Genomic DNA, 15,236 nt, shown 5'->3' on the forward strand with positions numbered 1-15,236 from the left:
ACGCCGAGTACCGTGGATGCACCAAACGTCGATCTCACTCGAAAATCAGCATCTCGCTCTGGACGCGGTTTAGATTCGCCGGTTCCGGTTCACGCCTTGCACCGTGCAGGCCGTTCGTGTCCGGCGTAGTCGCCAGGCTGGCCAGGATCTCGCCTCGGCAAAACACCAGGAGTTGATAGGGTCCCAACGCCTGCCAGTCGGCGGCCACCCGCAGCGGTTCGCTTGCGACGAGGTAGGCATTCAGGTCGCGGTCGGCAAGTCGGGCACCGTGCAGCCGGTCGTGGGCATGGGCCAACAGCAGCGTGCCGTCGGTGAGCAGGAAATTGAATTGGCCTTTGGCAGCCACCAAACGGCTGGCCGTGGCCAGGGCGTCGAACCATGGGGTCGCGTCGGCCGTGGATTGGTCCGCGAAGACGCGCGCAATCTCCTGCAACAGGTAGCAGAACAAGACCTCGGAGTCGGTGGCGCCGTAGGGTCGGCAGATCCCGGCTTGGCGGAACGGATCGGAGTCGTGCACGGCATCGACCTTCCCGTTGTGGGCGAAGATCCAGTCTTGACCACAGCAGTTGCGCACGAACGGGTGAGTGTTTTCGAGCTCGAGCGCAGTGGGTGGATTGGCCTTGCGGACATGCGCAACTAGGACCTCTGCGCGCAACGAGCGCGCCAGATCGGCGAACCTCGCGCTCGCCGCAGCGGCCTCGGGTGCCTTTTCCAAGCCGCAGTCGTCACGGTGTCGGTGGTAGACACCCCAGCCGTCGGGATTATCCGCGGTCTCTCCGCCTCGCCGGGCGAAGGCACGCAGGATGTTCGCCAGTCCGACCGGCTGCGCACTGCTCAGACCAAGCAGCTCACACATCGATGCGTCCTCGTGGTCTCATATTCACTCCCCGCCGTGCAAAGTCCGAGACGATGACCAAGACCCGCCAGGGCTAGGCCCGAGGTGCGGCCACTGACGGCAGCGTCCGGTCTGCGCGTATGGGATGTGCTGCCCGCGCACCGATGTCCGATTACCCGATGCGGCGCAGGATATAGAACACATACCCACAGGTCCCGGCCGCATCCGTCATCAGCGCGATTTCCTGCTCGGTCATGTCGGCGACGGCTTGCGCATCCGGATCGTCGGCGTGAGCGGCGCGGAAGCTCGGCAAGCGCGCCTGCAACGGACCGGAATAGTCGATCGTCCAGGCGTCCGCCGACAGCGGAAAATGCCCGACGGGTTCCCATCCAAGGCTGCTTGCCGCGGCCAGGTTATCCGCGACGTTGCGCATTCCGGGATAGCCCTCGCGCCAATAGTCGCGCAAGTCCGCCGGGGGATGATCGGTCAACCAGGACAGCTCTGAGACGACGAGCCAGCCGCGCGGGCGCAGCAGGCTGTGCCAGTGCGTCAGACCCGCGTCGAAGCCCATGATGTAGATGGCCCCCTCGCTCCAGATCAGATCGAAGGCGGCGCTTCGGAAGGGCAGGGCATGCATGTCGGCGACCAGAGGGTGAATCCTTCCGTCGAGACCGCGCGCCTGTGCCCGTATCCGTAGCTCGCGGAGGAACAGCGGCACGCGATCGACGGCAGTGATACGCCCCGCAGTCGCCTCCGCCAGAACCAGGGATGAGGCGCCGCTGCCGCACCCGACGTCCAGGATCTCGGGCACGGCCGGTAGTCCGACACAGTCGGCCAACGCCCGTCGCGTTGCCGTGTCGCTGCCGGGGCCGAGGCGCGGCAAGCCCGCGTGCAGGGCGATGAGCCAGTCCATCATGCGTGCATCGTCCATCGGGTTGCGCGTCGTCGCGTCGGGTCGAAGTCCGGTCAGTCTAAGCGGTGCGGGTCGGAAGACCAACGGCAGGCGTCCCCGCAAAGCCGGAATTCCCCGTGCAGCGCCGGGACGCCGCGCTGCTCGACCGCCCGGTCGATGCGCTCGAGCACCGCTTGCATCGCCAGACCCAGCGGTCCGCTGCGCTCGGGGTCGTGCCCGAGTCGTCGCCAGCTCGCCAGCGCGTGCGCTCGGCCCGCCGCGCCGAGCGCTCTGAACCGCGCGAGCAACGCCTCGGTGAGCGCCTCTTCACCCAGACGCCGTCTCAGATCGGTCATCACCTGCCGATCGTCGTCCAGGTCGATGTCCGCGGAGCAGTGCCGGCGCAGTGCCTCTCCGATGAAGCTTGCCGCGGACTCGCCGAGGACATGCCCGGCCAGCAGATCCTCGCGGATCATCTGGCGATAGTCCGGCGTGGGGTCGGCTCCGGTGCGCAGGGCGAGCCGGTCCAAGGCCATCGCCTCGGCGCGGTGTCCGCTGGGCGCGAATCCGCTGACCAGATGATCCAAGGTGTCGTGAACGAGCACCGATGTCGGCAGGACCCCGCCGGTTTCGCGGGTGCTGGCAATGATCTCCGGGTCCGCGCGAGCGGCGTCGAGCTTCCAGCCCCGTGCGCCGAACCCGTCGTCCCAGCAGGCCCGATAGCTGACCGGCACGCAGACGACCCCGGCTCCCGTCGCGTCATCGACCTCGACGCGCAGGTTCGACGCCGGCAAGCGGAGCACCTCGTGCAACGCGGCCGTCGTCGCCTCGGTCTGTGCTCCGATCGTCAGTTCCGGTCGAGGTCTCGGCGTGCTCACGCGTTCGGTGGCTCCCAAGCCCGATGAGCAAAGGCCTCGTCCAAGGTCGTGCCGGCGATGTGATTGGTGTAGTTCGACAAGGTCTTCATCCCCACGCCGAGCACCACCTCCAGGACCTGTTGCCGGTCGAAGCCGGCGTCGAGAAAGGCCTGCAGCTCCTCCTCGGGCACCCAACCGCGCTGTTGGACCATGACCCGTGTGAAGCGATTCAATGCGGCGAGACGCGGGTCCGGGATGGGCCCGTCCTCGCGAATCGCGGCGGTGACCGCCTCGGGGACCTTGCTCATGTCGGCCAGCACGCTGTGGGCGCCAATGCAATAGCCGCAGCCGTTCTCGCGGCTGACCGTGAGCAGGACGACCTGGCGTTCCTGCGGGGTCAGCGAGGTGGTGTCGAAGAGTGCGCCCACCTGCAGGTATGCCTCGAGCAGGGCCGGGGCGGTCGCCATCTTGCGGGCCAGGTTGGGGATCATGCCGAACTTGCCTTCGGCGGCGTCGAACGAGGGCAGTGCGGCGGCGGGTGCGCTATGGCGGTCGTGATTCGGGAAGTCGGTCATGCGGTGTCTCCGTGAGTGGTTGTCATGAGTGGTTGTCGTGATGGGGTCGGGCCGTGGCACGGCCGGCAGTCTTGTGCTCAGCCCGCGGTTGTCTCCGCGGCGATCGGCCGCCGACCGTTCCCGATCATCGTTTCGGCGGGCTCCGCCCGAGTATCGGCTATCGCCAAGTGCGGCTTGACCACGGGGTAGAGTGCATCCAGCGCGATGGTCCGTCCGTTGGGCTGGACCACTTGGGCGTGGAAGCGCTTGAGCTCGCGCGGGCTGCGTACCCCGCAGGCATGCGCGATGATGCCGACCTCGTGGGTGATGTTCTTCACATAGGCCGCGACCCGCGCGGCCTTGGTCGGCGGGTGCAGACCCTTCTGCAGCTTGGGGTTGTGCGTGGTGATCCCGGTCGGACAGGTGTTCTTGTTGCATTTGAGCGCCTGGATGCAGCCCAACGCGAACATGAAACCGCGTGCCGAGCAGACGAAGTCGGCGCCGATGCACAAGGCCCAAGCGACATCCGCCGGGGTAATCAGCTTGCCGGAGGCGATCACCTTGACCCGCTCGCGCAGACCGTACTCGCCGAGCTTGTCCACCAGCAACGGCAAGCTCTCGCGCAGCGGCAGTCCCATGTCGTCGATCAGGGGCATCGGCGCGGCGCCCGTGCCGCCCTCGGCGCCGTCGACCGTGATGAAGTCCGGGGCCGAGCCCAGCCCCCGCGCGTGGATCGCGGCGCACAGCTCGTCGAGCCAACCATAGGCCCCGATGACCACCTTGAAGCCGACCGGTTTTCCGGTCACCTCGCGTACTCGATGAATGAGATCCAGCAGCTCTTCGGTGTTGCCGACGTCCAGATGACGGTTCGGGCTGATGGCGTCCACACCGATCGGAACCCCGCGGATGGCGGCGATCTCCGGGGTGACCTTGGATCCCGGCAGGATGCCGCCTTTGCCGGGCTTGGCCCCTTGGCTCAACTTGATCTCGAACATCCGGACCTGCGGGTGCGCGGCGACGGCGCGCAGTTGCGCGTCGCAGAGGTTGCCCTGAAGATCGCGGACCCCGTTCTTGGCGGTGCCGATCTGAAACACCAGATCCGCGCCGCTCGCCAAGTGATAAAGCGAGAGTCCGCCTTCGCCGGTATTGAGCCAACAGCCCGCCTGCGCGGCCCCGGCGCCCAAGGCGACGACGGCCGGTCGCGAGATCGCCCCGTAGCTCATCGCGGAGATGTTGATCAGCGCTGCCGTGGTGTAGGGCGTGCGCGCCCCGGGTCCCAGCGTCACCGGTTGCGGCGGCACCGCGTCCTCGCCCAAGGTCGGGAAGGGACAGTTCACGAACATGACCTGTCCGGGCAGGCTGATGTTGCGGGTGGAGCCGAACGCGACCGTGTTGTCCTCGTCCTTGGCGGCGCGGTAGACCCAGTTGCGCTGCGCGCGGTTGAAGGGCAGCTCCTCGCGATCCATGGCGAAGAAGTATTGGCGAAAGAACTCGCCGAGACACTCGAACAGGGAGCGAAATCGTCCGATCACCGGATAGTTGCGACGGATCGCCTGCTTGGTTTGGGAGACATCGACGACGAAGGCGTAGACCATCCAGAGCGCGAACAGACCGATCACGAAGATGAACAGCGCCGCCATGATTTCGAGTGCGGGGAACAGGAACGATTGGATCTCGTCGGACATGGTGGGTTCTCGTGTCAGCGGTTGAGTGTGATGGCCTGACTTGATTGGTTGATCGGGTGCGGTTCAGAGCCCGTCGGCGCGCAGCACCAGCAGCTTCTCCACCTGCATGTCGCGAAAGCTGTAGGGAATGCCGCCGGTGCCCAGTCCGGATTCACGCAGCCCCGCGAAGGGCATCCAGTCGACGCGGAAGGCGGTGTGGTCGTTGATCATGACCGCCGAGGCGTCGAGTCGCGTCGAGGTGCGCAGCGCGAAGGCCAGATCGCGCGTGAAGACCGCCGCCTGAAAGGCGAAGGGCAGGGCGTTGGCCCGCCGGACCGCATCGAGCGGGTCGTCGTAGGTGTAGACGGCGATCACCGGCCCGAAGATCTCCTGCGTGCTGATGGCGGCGTCCTCGGGCGGGTCCAGCAGCACGGTCGGGGCATAGCAGGTTTCGCCGAGCGGCTCTGCGCCCCCGATCAAGGTCGCGCCGCCGTCGATTGCCTCGCGCACGCGGGCATGGATGCGCACGATCTCGGCGGGTCGGATCAGCGGGCCGACGGCGGTCTCCTCGCGGGTGGGGTCCCCGACCGGCATGGTCGAGCCGGCCGCGGCCAAGGCCCGTGCCAGCGGCTCGGCGATCGTGCGCTCGGCATAGACACGCTGGACCGACACGCAGACCTGCCCGGCGTGATAGAAACCGCCCTTGGCGAGCGGCGCGACGACCTGATCGAAGTCCACACCCCGGTCGACGATGACCGGCGCAACCCCGCCGTGCTCCAAGGCGCAGCGGGTGCCGGGGGCGAGACGGGAGCGCAGATGCCAGCCGACCCGCGCGCTGCCGATGAAGGAGACGAAGGCCGCTCGCGGATCGCTTGCCAGCGCCTGCGCGGTGTCGACCGAGTCCGTCACCAACGCCTGCGCCCAGCCCGGCGGCAGACCCGCTTCGCGCAACAGGTCGATCAAGCGCAGGCAGGACAAGGGCGTCTCGCCGGCCGGTTTGATGATCACCGGACACCCGGCGGCCAGCGCCGGTCCGACCTGGTGCACGGCGAGATTCAAGGGATGATTGAAGGCGCTGATGGCGACCACCGGCCCGATCGGCTCGCGGGTGGTGAAGGCGAGGCGACCGGCCGAGGCGGGGGTCGCGCCCATCGGGATCTCGCGCCCGCCGTCGTTGCGCAGGAGCTCCGCGCAGTTGCGCATCCCGTTGATGGCCCGCGCGACCTCCACGCGCGAGTCCGTCAGCGGCTTGCCGCCCTCGCGCGCGGCCTCCAGCGCCAGGCCCTCGGCGCGCTCGCCCATCAGATCGGCGGTGCGCTGCAGGATCGCGACACGTTGATGGGCCGGCAGCCAGGCGTCGCGATCCCGAAACAGGGCGTACGCGACGGCCAGGGCGCGATCGATCCCGGCCCGATCCACGACATCCACCGTGGCGATCGGCCGCAGGTCGAAGGGATTCACGACTTCCAGACGGCCCACCGGTATGAGCGGCTCGGCGATGCGGTGCCTGAAATGGGGTTCGGTCATGGCGTCCTCCCGGACATACAAGCGGGCGAATCAAACGGGACAAACCAGTGCCGATAGGCGTTCGGTCAGCTTCATGTTCTGGGTATAGTCGACCCGGCAGTCGACCACGGCCACGGTACCGCAGCCGAGCGCCTCTTCGAGCACCGGTCGCAGCTGCTCGGCGGACTCGACCCGGAAGCCGCGTGCCCCGAAGCTCTCGGCATAGGTGACGAAGTCTGGATTATTGAAGGCGATCGCGGTGTCGCGTCCGAATCGGCGGTCCTGGTGCCATTTGATCAGCCCGTACTGGCCGTCGTTCCAGATCAGGATCACGAAGGCGAGTCCGAGGCGCAGGGCCGTCTCGATCTCCTGGGAGTTCATCATGAACCCCGCATCGCCCGTGATGGTCACCACGCGGCGTTGCGGCGCGACCAGCTTGGCGGCCACCGCGCCGGGTACGCCGATGCCCATGGCCGCGAATCCGTTGGAGATGATGCAGGTATTGGGCGCCTGCGCCTGCCACATGCGTGCGACCCACATCTTGTGCGCGCCGACGTCCGAGATCAGGATATCGTCGGCATCGAGGACTTGGCGCAGATCCCAGAGGATCTTCTGGGGCTTGATCGGGAAGGCGGTATCCTCGGCGTATTCGCGGTTCTCCTGGATGATGGCCTCGCTCAGGCTCGCCGCCCAGTTCGTCTGCCGCGGCGGGATGCGGTGGGCGAGACCGCGCAGGGCGGTGCCCAGATCCCCGACGACGCCGACCTCCAGGCCATAGTGGGCGTCGACCTCCGCGGGCAGCTGACCGACGTGGATGACGGTCTGCGCCGGATCCCGATGCCAGCGCTCCGGGTGATACTCGACGATGTCGTAGCCGACACAGATGACGACATCGGCCCGTCCGAAGCCGCAGGCGATAAAGTCGTTGGCCGAGAGTCCGGCCGTGCCCAGCGACATCGGGTGCGCACGCGGGATGGCACCCTTCGCCATGAAGGTCATGGTGACCGGGATGCGGAGCTTCTCGGCAAACGCCTGCAACGCCTCGGCCGCACCGGCGCGGATGACGCCGTTGCCGGCAAGGGCCAGCGGATAGGCGGCCCCGGCAATCAGCGCGGCGGCGTGCTCGAGCTTGTCCTCCGGCGGCCAGGGTTGGCGCGGATCATCGATCCGCAGGGGCGCCAGGTCCTCCACCGTCTCGCCGGCGATGTTCTCGGGAAACTCGATGAAGCTGCAACCGGGCCGCTCGGCCTTGGCGACCTTGAAGGCCTTGCGTACGATCTCGGGGATGATCTCGGGCTCGCGCACCGAGACGGCGTACTTGGAGATCGGCTCGAACAGGTTCACCAGATCCAGGATCTGATGGCTCTCCTTGTGCATCCGATGCGTGGATCCCTGTCCGGCGATCGCGACCAGCGGAGCACGGTCCATATTGGCATCCGCGACCCCGGTGATCAGGTTGGTCGCACCCGGCCCCAAGGTCGCGAGACAGACACCCGGCCGACCGGTCAGTCGTCCATAGACATCGGCCATGAAGGCGGCGCCTTGCTCGTGGCGGACCGTGATAAAGCGAATGGGACTGTCGATCAACGCGTCCATGAGATCGAGGTTCTCCTCGCCCGGGATGCCGAAGATGTACTCGACTCCCTCGTTTTCCAGACACCGGACGAAGAGCTCGGCTGCTCGCATGGACGATCTCCCGGGCTTGCTCGGCACGCGTTGCTGATGAGTTTGGTGCAGGGGTGTCGACGGATCGGTCGGTCCGTGCTCCGCACGCCGGGGGGAGCGTGCGGGAGGCTTCGCGGCGTGGCGCGTCGTGTTCTCCCCGGCCCCGGCGGGTAATCCGGCCGATCCGTCATTGGGTAAGACCGGATCGGGACGGCGTTTCTTTCAGGCCGAGATGCTTGGGTGAAGCGCGCGGGTCGGGACGGTTGCGCGGGGCCGAATGGCCCGCAGGTTGAAATGAAAGGTCCTCGGGGCCGGTCTTGGTCTAGGGCGTCGGCGCGTGCCGAGACGATCGAGTCGGCGATCCGAGGTCGACCCACCATCCGTTTCAACTCACGACAGGACCCTATCATGCACCATTGGACCTTGCCTTCGAGCCTGCTGACCCTGAGCCTGATCGTGACGGGGGCTGCCGCGATGTCCCGCGCGGATCCCGCCGCGAGCGATCCGAGCCCAAGCGAGTCGATCCCGAGCTACCGAGCGGCCCTGGAGGCATTCCAGGCCGAGCAGGCGAAGACCGGCGGAGCCCGTTTCAGTGCGCAAGACCGCGCGGTCATGGAACGGGCCGCGCGCGACCTGGCCGCAACCCTGCCCGAGCCCGGCCTCGCGGTCGGCCAAGAGGCTCCGGACTTCACCCTGCAGAACGCGTTCGGCGAGCCGGTGCGCCTGCACGATCTCCTTGCCGAGGGGCCGGTGGTGCTGACCTTCTACCGCGGTGCTTGGTGTCCCTACTGCAATCTTCAGCTTCACGGCCTGCAAAAGGCGCTGCCGGCGATCGAGCGGCAGGGCGCCGCACTGGTCGCGGTGACCCCGCAGCAGCCGGATCGATCGCGCGCGCAGGTGGAGGAAGACGGCTACCCGTTCGAGATTCTGAGCGATGTGGACGACAGCGTGATGCAGGCCTACAACCTCGCCTTCGAGGTCCCGGCGGATCTGAGCGAGATCTATCAAAAGGTGTTGTCGCTCGACCTGGCCGACTACAACGGCGACGGCCGTTACGTGCTGCCGGTGCCGGCGACATTCGTGATCGATCGGGCGGGCATTATCCGAGCGGCATTTGCCGACGTGGACTACCGCCGGCGGGTCGAGCCGGCCGACATCCTTGCCGCGCTCGAGGCCCTTCCGACGCCTTAATCGCATCGGTCACGATCGCCGGCCGCCCCGCATCGGGAATCGAGACGGGTGGACGCGTAGCGCTCGAGCAACAGCCCCAAGGCGCCGGCGATCACCAGGAGAGCTCGCGCTGGATCCTCCGGGCGATGGGCGTGACGGGCTCGTCGGGCGTGCCGACGATCGCAAGACTCCCGCGCCCGGCCGGAATCAGCAGTCCCTCGAAGCGTTCCGATCGGATCGGCGCGCTGCGCCCGAGCGGTGTGTTCGGCATGAGCAAGAGGGTGACGGGTCCGGCTGCTCCGGTGAGCACCAGATGCAGGCCGTCATGATTGGCGATGCGACACCGGGCCGCGTATCGGACCGGTTCCAGGCCGGTGCCGAGCGCCTGCGGATCGAGGCGTAGGCCGAGGGAGACGAGCAACAGTGACACGGTCGGCTTCGGAACCTCGCCACCGGTCTCCAGCGCGGCCGGCTCGGCGTCGATATGGTCCAAAACCGCGGTGGCCAACGGGTCGTGAGACGGCGCTGTCGGCCAACCCGGCTGCAGGTTGTCGCCGAGCCAAGCGATCAGGCCGAACGCGAGCAGCGCGGTTGCGGCGAGCGCTGGGGGAATCATGCGGAGCCGTCGTGGCCGCTCGCAACGCCCGGCGGGTGGCACCGGGTGCGTCTCGACCTCTTCGGCCAAGAGGGTGCGCAGCGTTTCGTCGAACGCGCGTGCGCGTGCGCGCTCGGCCGTGCAGGCGGGGCAGCGGGCCGCATGTCGAGCATCCTCGGCATCCTCGCGCGCGGGGTCGACCAGGAGTCGACGACGGAAATCACGGCAGTTCATCGATCGTGCCCTCTCGGATGCTGGCGACGGACGCCGATTCAGGCGCATCGGGCCGTCCTATCTCCACAAGACCCGGCGCGCAGGCGATCTCTTGCACGCCGGTTAACGCGACCGTACCCTGACCTTAAACCCGGAAACGGCAGTCGACCGCGATGCCCCGACAACTGCTCATCATCGAAGACGATCCGGCCTTGGGCCAGATGCTGGCGATGCACTTCGAGGACGCCGGCTTCGCGGTCGAGGTCGCGCAGTCCTGTCGCTCGGGCCTCGAGAGCATGCAGGGGGCGCCTGTCGACCTGGTGCTTTTGGATCAACAGCTCCCGGACGGGCAAGGGAGCGACCTGATCGCGTCGCTGCTGAAGGCGGACCCGGATCTGCCCCTGATCATGATGACCGGCCAGCACGACCTGGAGCTGGCGATCGAGGCGATCCAGCGCGGTGCCGCGGACTTCGTGCACAAGCCGATCAAGATCGCCGAGCTGCAGCAGACGGTCGAGCGGTTGCTGCGCCAACGCAAGGCCGCCGAGCAGGCGCCGGCGCGCCTGGAGGCCGGGCCGGGTGCGGCGCGCGACCTGATCGGGCGCAGCGATGCTATGCTGGCGGTGAGCAAAAGCATTGCCTTGAGCGCCCGCAGCTCCGCCACCGTGCTCATCAGCGGCGAATCCGGCACCGGCAAGGAGGTGGTGGCGCGCCTGATCCACCAGCACAGCGGTCGAACCGGTCCGTTCGTGGCCGTCAACTGCGCGGCGATCGTCGAGACCCTGCTCGAGAGCGAGCTGTTCGGTCACGAGAAGGGGTCCTTCACCGGTGCACAGTCACGCAAGCTCGGCACGTTCGAGCAGGCAAGCGCGGGGACCCTGTTTCTCGACGAGATCGGCGAGCTCGCCCCGACCCTGCAGGCCAAGCTGCTGCGCGCCCTGCAGGAGCGCGTCTTCCAACGCGTCGGCGGCACCGAGACGATCGCGACCGATGCCCGCGTGGTCGCCGCGACCAACCGCGATCTCATGGCGGAGGCCGCGGCCGGCCGCTTTCGCGAAGATCTGGCCTATCGGCTCGAGGTCATCCGGATTCATGTGCCGCCGCTGCGCGAGCGACGCGACGACATCCCGCTCCTGGTCGAAGGTCTGCTGACACGCATCGCCGAGCGTCTGGGCCAAGCGCGACCTCGCATCGCCGAGACGGCCGTTGCGCAACTGTGCCGCCATGATTGGCCCGGCAACGTGCGGGAGTTGGAGAACCGCTTGACGCAAGCGATGGTGCAGGCGCGCACGGGTCTGATCACGGCCGATCTGCTCGCGCTCGACGCTGAACCCACGACCGCTCCAGGCGCGTTCGAGACCGGTGTGTCGGGCAAACCGGCCGAGAGCCTGGTGCTGCGAACACTCGACGCGGTGGAGGCCGAGCACGTCCAACGGGTCTTGGACCACACCGGCGGACACAAGGGCAAGACCTGCGAGATCCTCGGCATCTCCCGTCCGGCGTTGGATCGCAAGATCGAGAAGTATGCGCTGCGGATGCCCTAGCCGGGGCGGGCGCGGCGTGCGGGTATCGGGCGACCCGGGAGATCGGCGATCGTCTTCGACCGTCGGGTAGAGCGGTTGCAGGACTCGGCGTCAACGCGCCCGGCGGATCGCGCAAACACGATCCGCCGGATTGGTTTCAAGCGTGGCCGTGGCGCCGCGGCGTCCGCTCGGGACTCCGGCGGCGTCCCGGCATCGCCCTTATTTCGCCTTGTCGGCGCCGCATTTCCCTTCGCCGCACTTGCCTTCCTTCTCCTTGTCGGCGCCGCATTTGCCTTCGCCGCACTTACCTTCCTTTTCCTTATCCGCGCCGCACTTACCTTCGCCGCATTTGCCCTCGGTGCCTGCTTCTGCGAGCAGCATATAGCCGGCATCGAGGGACTGGGCGGTGAAGGGGTTGCCGGCGGCCTGCGCGAGGCCGAAGGCACCGAGGCTGCCGACAAGGGCGGCACCGACGAGGGCGGCAGCGGGGGTGATCGTCTTCTTGGTCATGATTTCAATCCTAAGAAAGGGTTTAAGGTCGGTGGTCGGGGCGTGGCTTCGGAGTGCCGCATCCCGGAGGTGTGTCTTGTGATGGCCGGGGCGGGTCGCTTGCGAGCCGTCTCGGAGTTGCGAACCCGCTGCTCGGCCATCACAGGTAAAGACCCGGGAGAAGGCTCGGTTCTTTCATCCTCGTCGCCAGGTGTGAAAACGCGCCAGCCAGGCCAGTGCGATTTGCGGCGCATGTGCGCGTTTCCAGTTCCCGGCGGCGTATTTGGCCGCTTCGCTCCAGGTCGGGTAGGGATGGATGGTGCCGAGGATGCGCTCCAGTCCGAGACCATGCTTCATGGCCAGGGTGAACTCGGCGAGCAGCTCGCCTGCGTGCTCGCCGACGATGCAGGCACCGAGAATGCGGTCCTTGCCGGGCGGGGTGAGCACCTTCACGAAGCCGTGCGCGGCGGTCTCGGTGATGGCGCGGTCGAGGTCATCGAGTCCGTAGCGGGTGACCTCGTAGGCGATGCCTCGGGCTCGGGCCTGGCGTTCGGTCAAGCCGACCTGTGCGACCTCCGGGTCGGTGAAGGTGACGCGCGGGATCACGCGATTATCCACTTTGAAGCGCTTGATGCCGCTGAACAAGCCGTTGACGGCCGCGTACCAGGCTTGATGAGCGGCGACATGGGTGAACTGATGAGGGCCGACCACATCACCGCAGGCCAGGATGTTCGGATAGCGGGTCTGCAGAGAGGCGTTGGTCTCGATCGTGCCGGCCGGTGTGAGCGGGATGCCCAGCGCCTCCAGCCCGAGGCCGGTGACCCGGGCGCGTCGCCCGATCGCGCAGAGCAGGAGATCGAAGGGGAGCGCCTCCTCCCCGCCGCCACAGTCCCGATCCGGATGCACGCCCGGTCCGGGGCTGACCACCAGGCGCTGCTCTCCGTCCACGACCTCACAGCGTAGGGTTCGGGTGTGGGTCAGCAGGCGCACCCCGTCCTCGTGCAAGGCCGACTCGATCAGCGCAATGGTGTCCTCGTCCTCTTTGGGCAGGATGCCCGAGCGCGCGACCTGGGTCACCCGGCAGCCGATGCCGGCGAATGCCTGAGCGAGCTCGCAGCCGATCGGACCGCCGCCGAGGACGAGGAGCCGCTCCGGCTTCTCGGTGATGGACCAGAGGTCCTCGGAGGTGACATGACGCACCCGATCCAGACCGGGAAGGTCGGGGACGATCGGGGCGGCACCGGTGGCGATCACGATCGCGCGACTGGTCAGGGTCCGGACACCCGTGGGCGTGTCGATCTCGACACTCCAGGGCGAGACGATCCGCGCGCGACCCCGGATCACCTCGACGCCCAGCGCGGTATAGCGCTCCACCGAGTCGTGGGGCTCCACCTCGGCGATGACCCGATGCACGCGCCCCATGATCCGCGCGAAGTCGACCTCGGCGCTCGCCCCGACGACGCCGAGGCGCTCGGCTCGGCGGACCCGGCGGAGAAAGCGCGCACTGCGGATCAGCGCCTTGGAGGGGACGCAGCCGGTGTTGAGACAATCCCCGCCCATCCGATCGCCTTCGATCAGCGTGACCTTCGCCTTCACCGCCGCGGCGATATAGGCACTCACCAGACCACCCGAGCCGGCACCGATCACCACCAGATTGCGATCGAAACGGCGGGGTCTCGGCCATCCGGCATAGACCCGTCGCGCCTTGATCCGCTCGACCACCCATTTGGCCAACAGCGGGAAGACGCCGAGCAACGCGAAGGAGCCGAGCAGGGCGGGGGAGAGGATCCCCGACAGGCTGTCGAGGCGGGCCAGTTGAGTGCCTGCGTTTACGTAGGCCAGGGTCCCGGCGAGCATGCCGACCTGACTCACCCAGTAGAAGGTGAACGTCTTGATCGGGGTCAGCCCCATCAGCAGGTTGATCACGAAGAAGGGGAAAATGGGCACCAGCCGCAGGGTGAAGAGGTAGAAGGCTCCGTCTTTTTCGATGCCCGTATTGAGCGTGGCCAGACGCGCGCCGAAGCGTCGCTGCACCGCATCGCGCAGCAGGAAGCGCGAGACCAGAAAGGCCAGGGTCGCGCCGATGCTGGAGGCAAAGGAGACGATCAGGGTGCCCATACCCAACCCGAAGAGGGCGCCGGCGGCGAGCGTCATGATGGCGGCCCCCGGCAGCGACAAGGCGGTCACCGCGACATAGCCCGCGAAGAAGGCACCGATGACCAATGCAGGGTGCGCCGCATACCAGGCGTCGAAGCCCTCTTGACTTGTCTTCAGAGCATCGAGGGTCAGGTAGCGGTCCAGGCCCAAGGCGAAAAAGGCCGAGACGGCCACCACGATGATCAGCAACAGGACGATCTTCTTCATGGTGTTCTCCGGGATCACGGGTCTGATGGGTGGTCGAGGGACCGGGTGCTCGGTCGGGCGTTGGTCATTCCGTCTCTTCACGAGAGAACGCTCGATGGCGGTTTCTTTCATCGCCATCGTCACGCGCGTCATTGGATCAGAAAGCCGCCCGATCGCGACCGAGTCACGACCCCGAGTCCGATGCCACGATTCGATGTCACGAAACGTTGAATGGCCGTCATGCTTCGTTTCATCGGAACGGGTGCGAGGGCGGCGGATCCGCTCTCCTGGAGGATTCTTAGAGACTGTTCTGGAACGAAAAAATTCGGATCGTTGAAAGCTGGCACGGCGACTGCTTTATCACCTTCAAGCAACGACGACAGGTCGCTGCAAGCACGACGATCCGAACCCATCCAATCAGGAGTACGACCATGACCATCACCAAATCCGCACTCGCATTCGCCGTGACGCTGTTCGCCGCCAATATCGCCGCCGATTCCTTCTATCAGGGTTTTGCCGACGGCAATCCGGATCTCTTCGCACACTCCCGCGAATCGGTCCCGGCGGTCGGGATCCAACCCGGCGTCGGCGACAGCTTCGATCTGTATCATGGGCTTGCCGACGGCAATTCGGAGCTCTTCAGTCCGGTGCAGGACGAGAACAACCACGGTCCACGTCCCGATATCTACGGGAACTTCGGACCCACCCGGGATTTGAACTACTAGAACGTCGAACCCGCTCGACACCGCTCCGGCGGTGCCGGGCCTCTCCCGGCTCGGAACCGCGTCGACGACACGAGGGTACATGCACATGAGTGAATCGAGATTCACATCGATCGATCGCCGACGCTTTCTCGCCGCCGTGCTGGCGGGCTCTTCCGGGTTGAGCTGGTCCGCCTCGCCACGATCCGGCGCAGCGCCTCGTGCGGAC

Annotated in this window: 13 protein-coding genes; 3 read left to right on the plus strand and 10 right to left on the minus strand. The window is 67.0% G+C overall.

The window, feature by feature from the left end; all coding sequences use genetic code 11:
* Window positions 1-34 precede the first annotated feature (34 nt).
* From AADX97_RS12915 to AADX97_RS12945, 7 genes are all read right to left on the minus strand, one after another.
* Complete coding sequence (locus AADX97_RS12915) at window positions 35-856, minus strand: class II glutamine amidotransferase (protein WP_374235484.1); 822 nt, start codon at window positions 854-856, stop codon at window positions 35-37.
* Between the two features lie 151 nt (window positions 857-1,007).
* Window positions 1,008-1,766 carry a class I SAM-dependent methyltransferase gene (locus tag AADX97_RS12920; RefSeq protein ID WP_374235483.1) on the minus strand — a complete coding sequence of 253 codons (759 nt, stop codon included), beginning with the start codon at window positions 1,764-1,766 and terminating at the stop codon, window positions 1,008-1,010.
* A 35-nt stretch (window positions 1,767-1,801) separates the two neighbouring features.
* A complete protein-coding gene (locus AADX97_RS12925) occupies window positions 1,802-2,605 on the minus strand; it encodes a hypothetical protein (RefSeq protein ID WP_374235482.1) in 804 nt (267 codons plus the stop codon).
* Window positions 2,602-3,159: a carboxymuconolactone decarboxylase family protein gene (locus AADX97_RS12930; RefSeq protein ID WP_374235481.1), complete on the minus strand. Its 558-nt coding sequence runs from the start codon at window positions 3,157-3,159 to the stop codon at window positions 2,602-2,604. Before AADX97_RS12930 ends, AADX97_RS12925 begins: the two co-directional genes overlap by 4 nt.
* A 77-nt stretch (window positions 3,160-3,236) precedes the next feature.
* Entirely contained in the window at window positions 3,237-4,823 is a 1,587-nt protein-coding gene (locus tag AADX97_RS12935; protein WP_374235480.1) for an FMN-binding glutamate synthase family protein, read from the minus strand.
* 63 nt (window positions 4,824-4,886) lie between these two features.
* Entirely contained in the window at window positions 4,887-6,329 is a 1,443-nt protein-coding gene (locus tag AADX97_RS12940; RefSeq protein ID WP_374235479.1) for an aldehyde dehydrogenase family protein, read from the minus strand.
* 30 nt (window positions 6,330-6,359) lie between these two features.
* Complete coding sequence (locus tag AADX97_RS12945; protein WP_374235477.1) at window positions 6,360-7,994, minus strand: acetolactate synthase large subunit; 1,635 nt, start codon at window positions 7,992-7,994, stop codon at window positions 6,360-6,362.
* Window positions 7,995-8,381: 387 nt separating this feature from the next.
* Here AADX97_RS12945 and AADX97_RS12950 point away from each other — a divergent pair, with 387 nt between their 5' ends.
* Window positions 8,382-9,164 (plus strand): peroxiredoxin-like family protein, encoded by a 783-nt coding sequence (locus tag AADX97_RS12950; RefSeq protein ID WP_374235476.1) that lies wholly within the window; start codon window positions 8,382-8,384, stop codon window positions 9,162-9,164.
* 91 nt (window positions 9,165-9,255) lie between these two features.
* Here AADX97_RS12950 and AADX97_RS12955 read toward each other — a convergent pair whose 3' ends face one another.
* Window positions 9,256-9,972: a DUF3379 family protein gene (locus AADX97_RS12955; protein ID WP_374235475.1), complete on the minus strand. Its 717-nt coding sequence runs from the start codon at window positions 9,970-9,972 to the stop codon at window positions 9,256-9,258.
* A 152-nt stretch (window positions 9,973-10,124) separates the two neighbouring features.
* Here AADX97_RS12955 and AADX97_RS12960 point away from each other — a divergent pair, with 152 nt between their 5' ends.
* Window positions 10,125-11,495: a sigma-54-dependent transcriptional regulator gene (locus AADX97_RS12960; RefSeq protein WP_374235474.1), complete on the plus strand. Its 1,371-nt coding sequence runs from the start codon at window positions 10,125-10,127 to the stop codon at window positions 11,493-11,495.
* 198 nt (window positions 11,496-11,693) lie between these two features.
* Here the strand turns inward: AADX97_RS12960 and AADX97_RS12965 are convergent, their stop codons facing one another.
* Together AADX97_RS12965 and AADX97_RS12970 are read right to left on the minus strand one after the other, a co-directional pair.
* Complete coding sequence (locus tag AADX97_RS12965) at window positions 11,694-11,984, minus strand: low-complexity protein (RefSeq protein WP_374235473.1); 291 nt, start codon at window positions 11,982-11,984, stop codon at window positions 11,694-11,696.
* Window positions 11,985-12,158: 174 nt separating this feature from the next.
* Window positions 12,159-14,327 (minus strand): FAD-dependent oxidoreductase, encoded by a 2,169-nt coding sequence (locus tag AADX97_RS12970; RefSeq protein WP_374235472.1) that lies wholly within the window; start codon window positions 14,325-14,327, stop codon window positions 12,159-12,161.
* A 410-nt stretch (window positions 14,328-14,737) separates the two neighbouring features.
* Here AADX97_RS12970 and AADX97_RS12975 point away from each other — a divergent pair, with 410 nt between their 5' ends.
* Window positions 14,738-15,031, plus strand: a complete 294-nt coding sequence (locus AADX97_RS12975; protein ID WP_374235471.1) for a hypothetical protein — start codon at window positions 14,738-14,740, stop codon at window positions 15,029-15,031.
* Window positions 15,032-15,236 lie beyond the last annotated feature (205 nt).

This window comes from Thiocapsa sp. C2-2m, assembly GCF_041903745.1.
Taxonomy (GTDB): Bacteria; Pseudomonadota; Gammaproteobacteria; order Chromatiales; family Chromatiaceae; genus Thiocapsa; species Thiocapsa roseilacustris.

What these genes read in the sequence shown, in the direction of transcription:
- AADX97_RS12970 (WP_374235472.1), bottom strand. Translation starts at nt 14,327, where the DNA reads ATGAAGAAGATCGTCCTGTTGCTGATCATCGTGGTGGCCGTCTCGGCC.
- AADX97_RS12975 (WP_374235471.1), top strand. Translation starts at nt 14,738, where the DNA reads ATGACCATCACCAAATCCGCACTCGCATTCGCCGTGACGCTGTTCGCC.
- AADX97_RS12930 (WP_374235481.1), bottom strand. Translation starts at nt 3,159, where the DNA reads ATGACCGACTTCCCGAATCACGACCGCCATAGCGCACCCGCCGCCGCA.
- AADX97_RS12955 (WP_374235475.1), bottom strand. Translation starts at nt 9,972, where the DNA reads ATGAACTGCCGTGATTTCCGTCGTCGACTCCTGGTCGACCCCGCGCGC.
- AADX97_RS12935 (WP_374235480.1), bottom strand. Translation starts at nt 4,823, where the DNA reads ATGTCCGACGAGATCCAATCGTTCCTGTTCCCCGCACTCGAAATCATG.
- AADX97_RS12965 (WP_374235473.1), bottom strand. Translation starts at nt 11,984, where the DNA reads ATGACCAAGAAGACGATCACCCCCGCTGCCGCCCTCGTCGGTGCCGCC.
- AADX97_RS12950 (WP_374235476.1), top strand. Translation starts at nt 8,382, where the DNA reads ATGCACCATTGGACCTTGCCTTCGAGCCTGCTGACCCTGAGCCTGATC.
- AADX97_RS12945 (WP_374235477.1), bottom strand. Translation starts at nt 7,994, where the DNA reads ATGCGAGCAGCCGAGCTCTTCGTCCGGTGTCTGGAAAACGAGGGAGTC.
- AADX97_RS12940 (WP_374235479.1), bottom strand. Translation starts at nt 6,329, where the DNA reads ATGACCGAACCCCATTTCAGGCACCGCATCGCCGAGCCGCTCATACCG.
- AADX97_RS12920 (WP_374235483.1), bottom strand. Translation starts at nt 1,766, where the DNA reads ATGGACGATGCACGCATGATGGACTGGCTCATCGCCCTGCACGCGGGC.
- AADX97_RS12915 (WP_374235484.1), bottom strand. Translation starts at nt 856, where the DNA reads ATGTGTGAGCTGCTTGGTCTGAGCAGTGCGCAGCCGGTCGGACTGGCG.
- AADX97_RS12960 (WP_374235474.1), top strand. Translation starts at nt 10,125, where the DNA reads ATGCCCCGACAACTGCTCATCATCGAAGACGATCCGGCCTTGGGCCAG.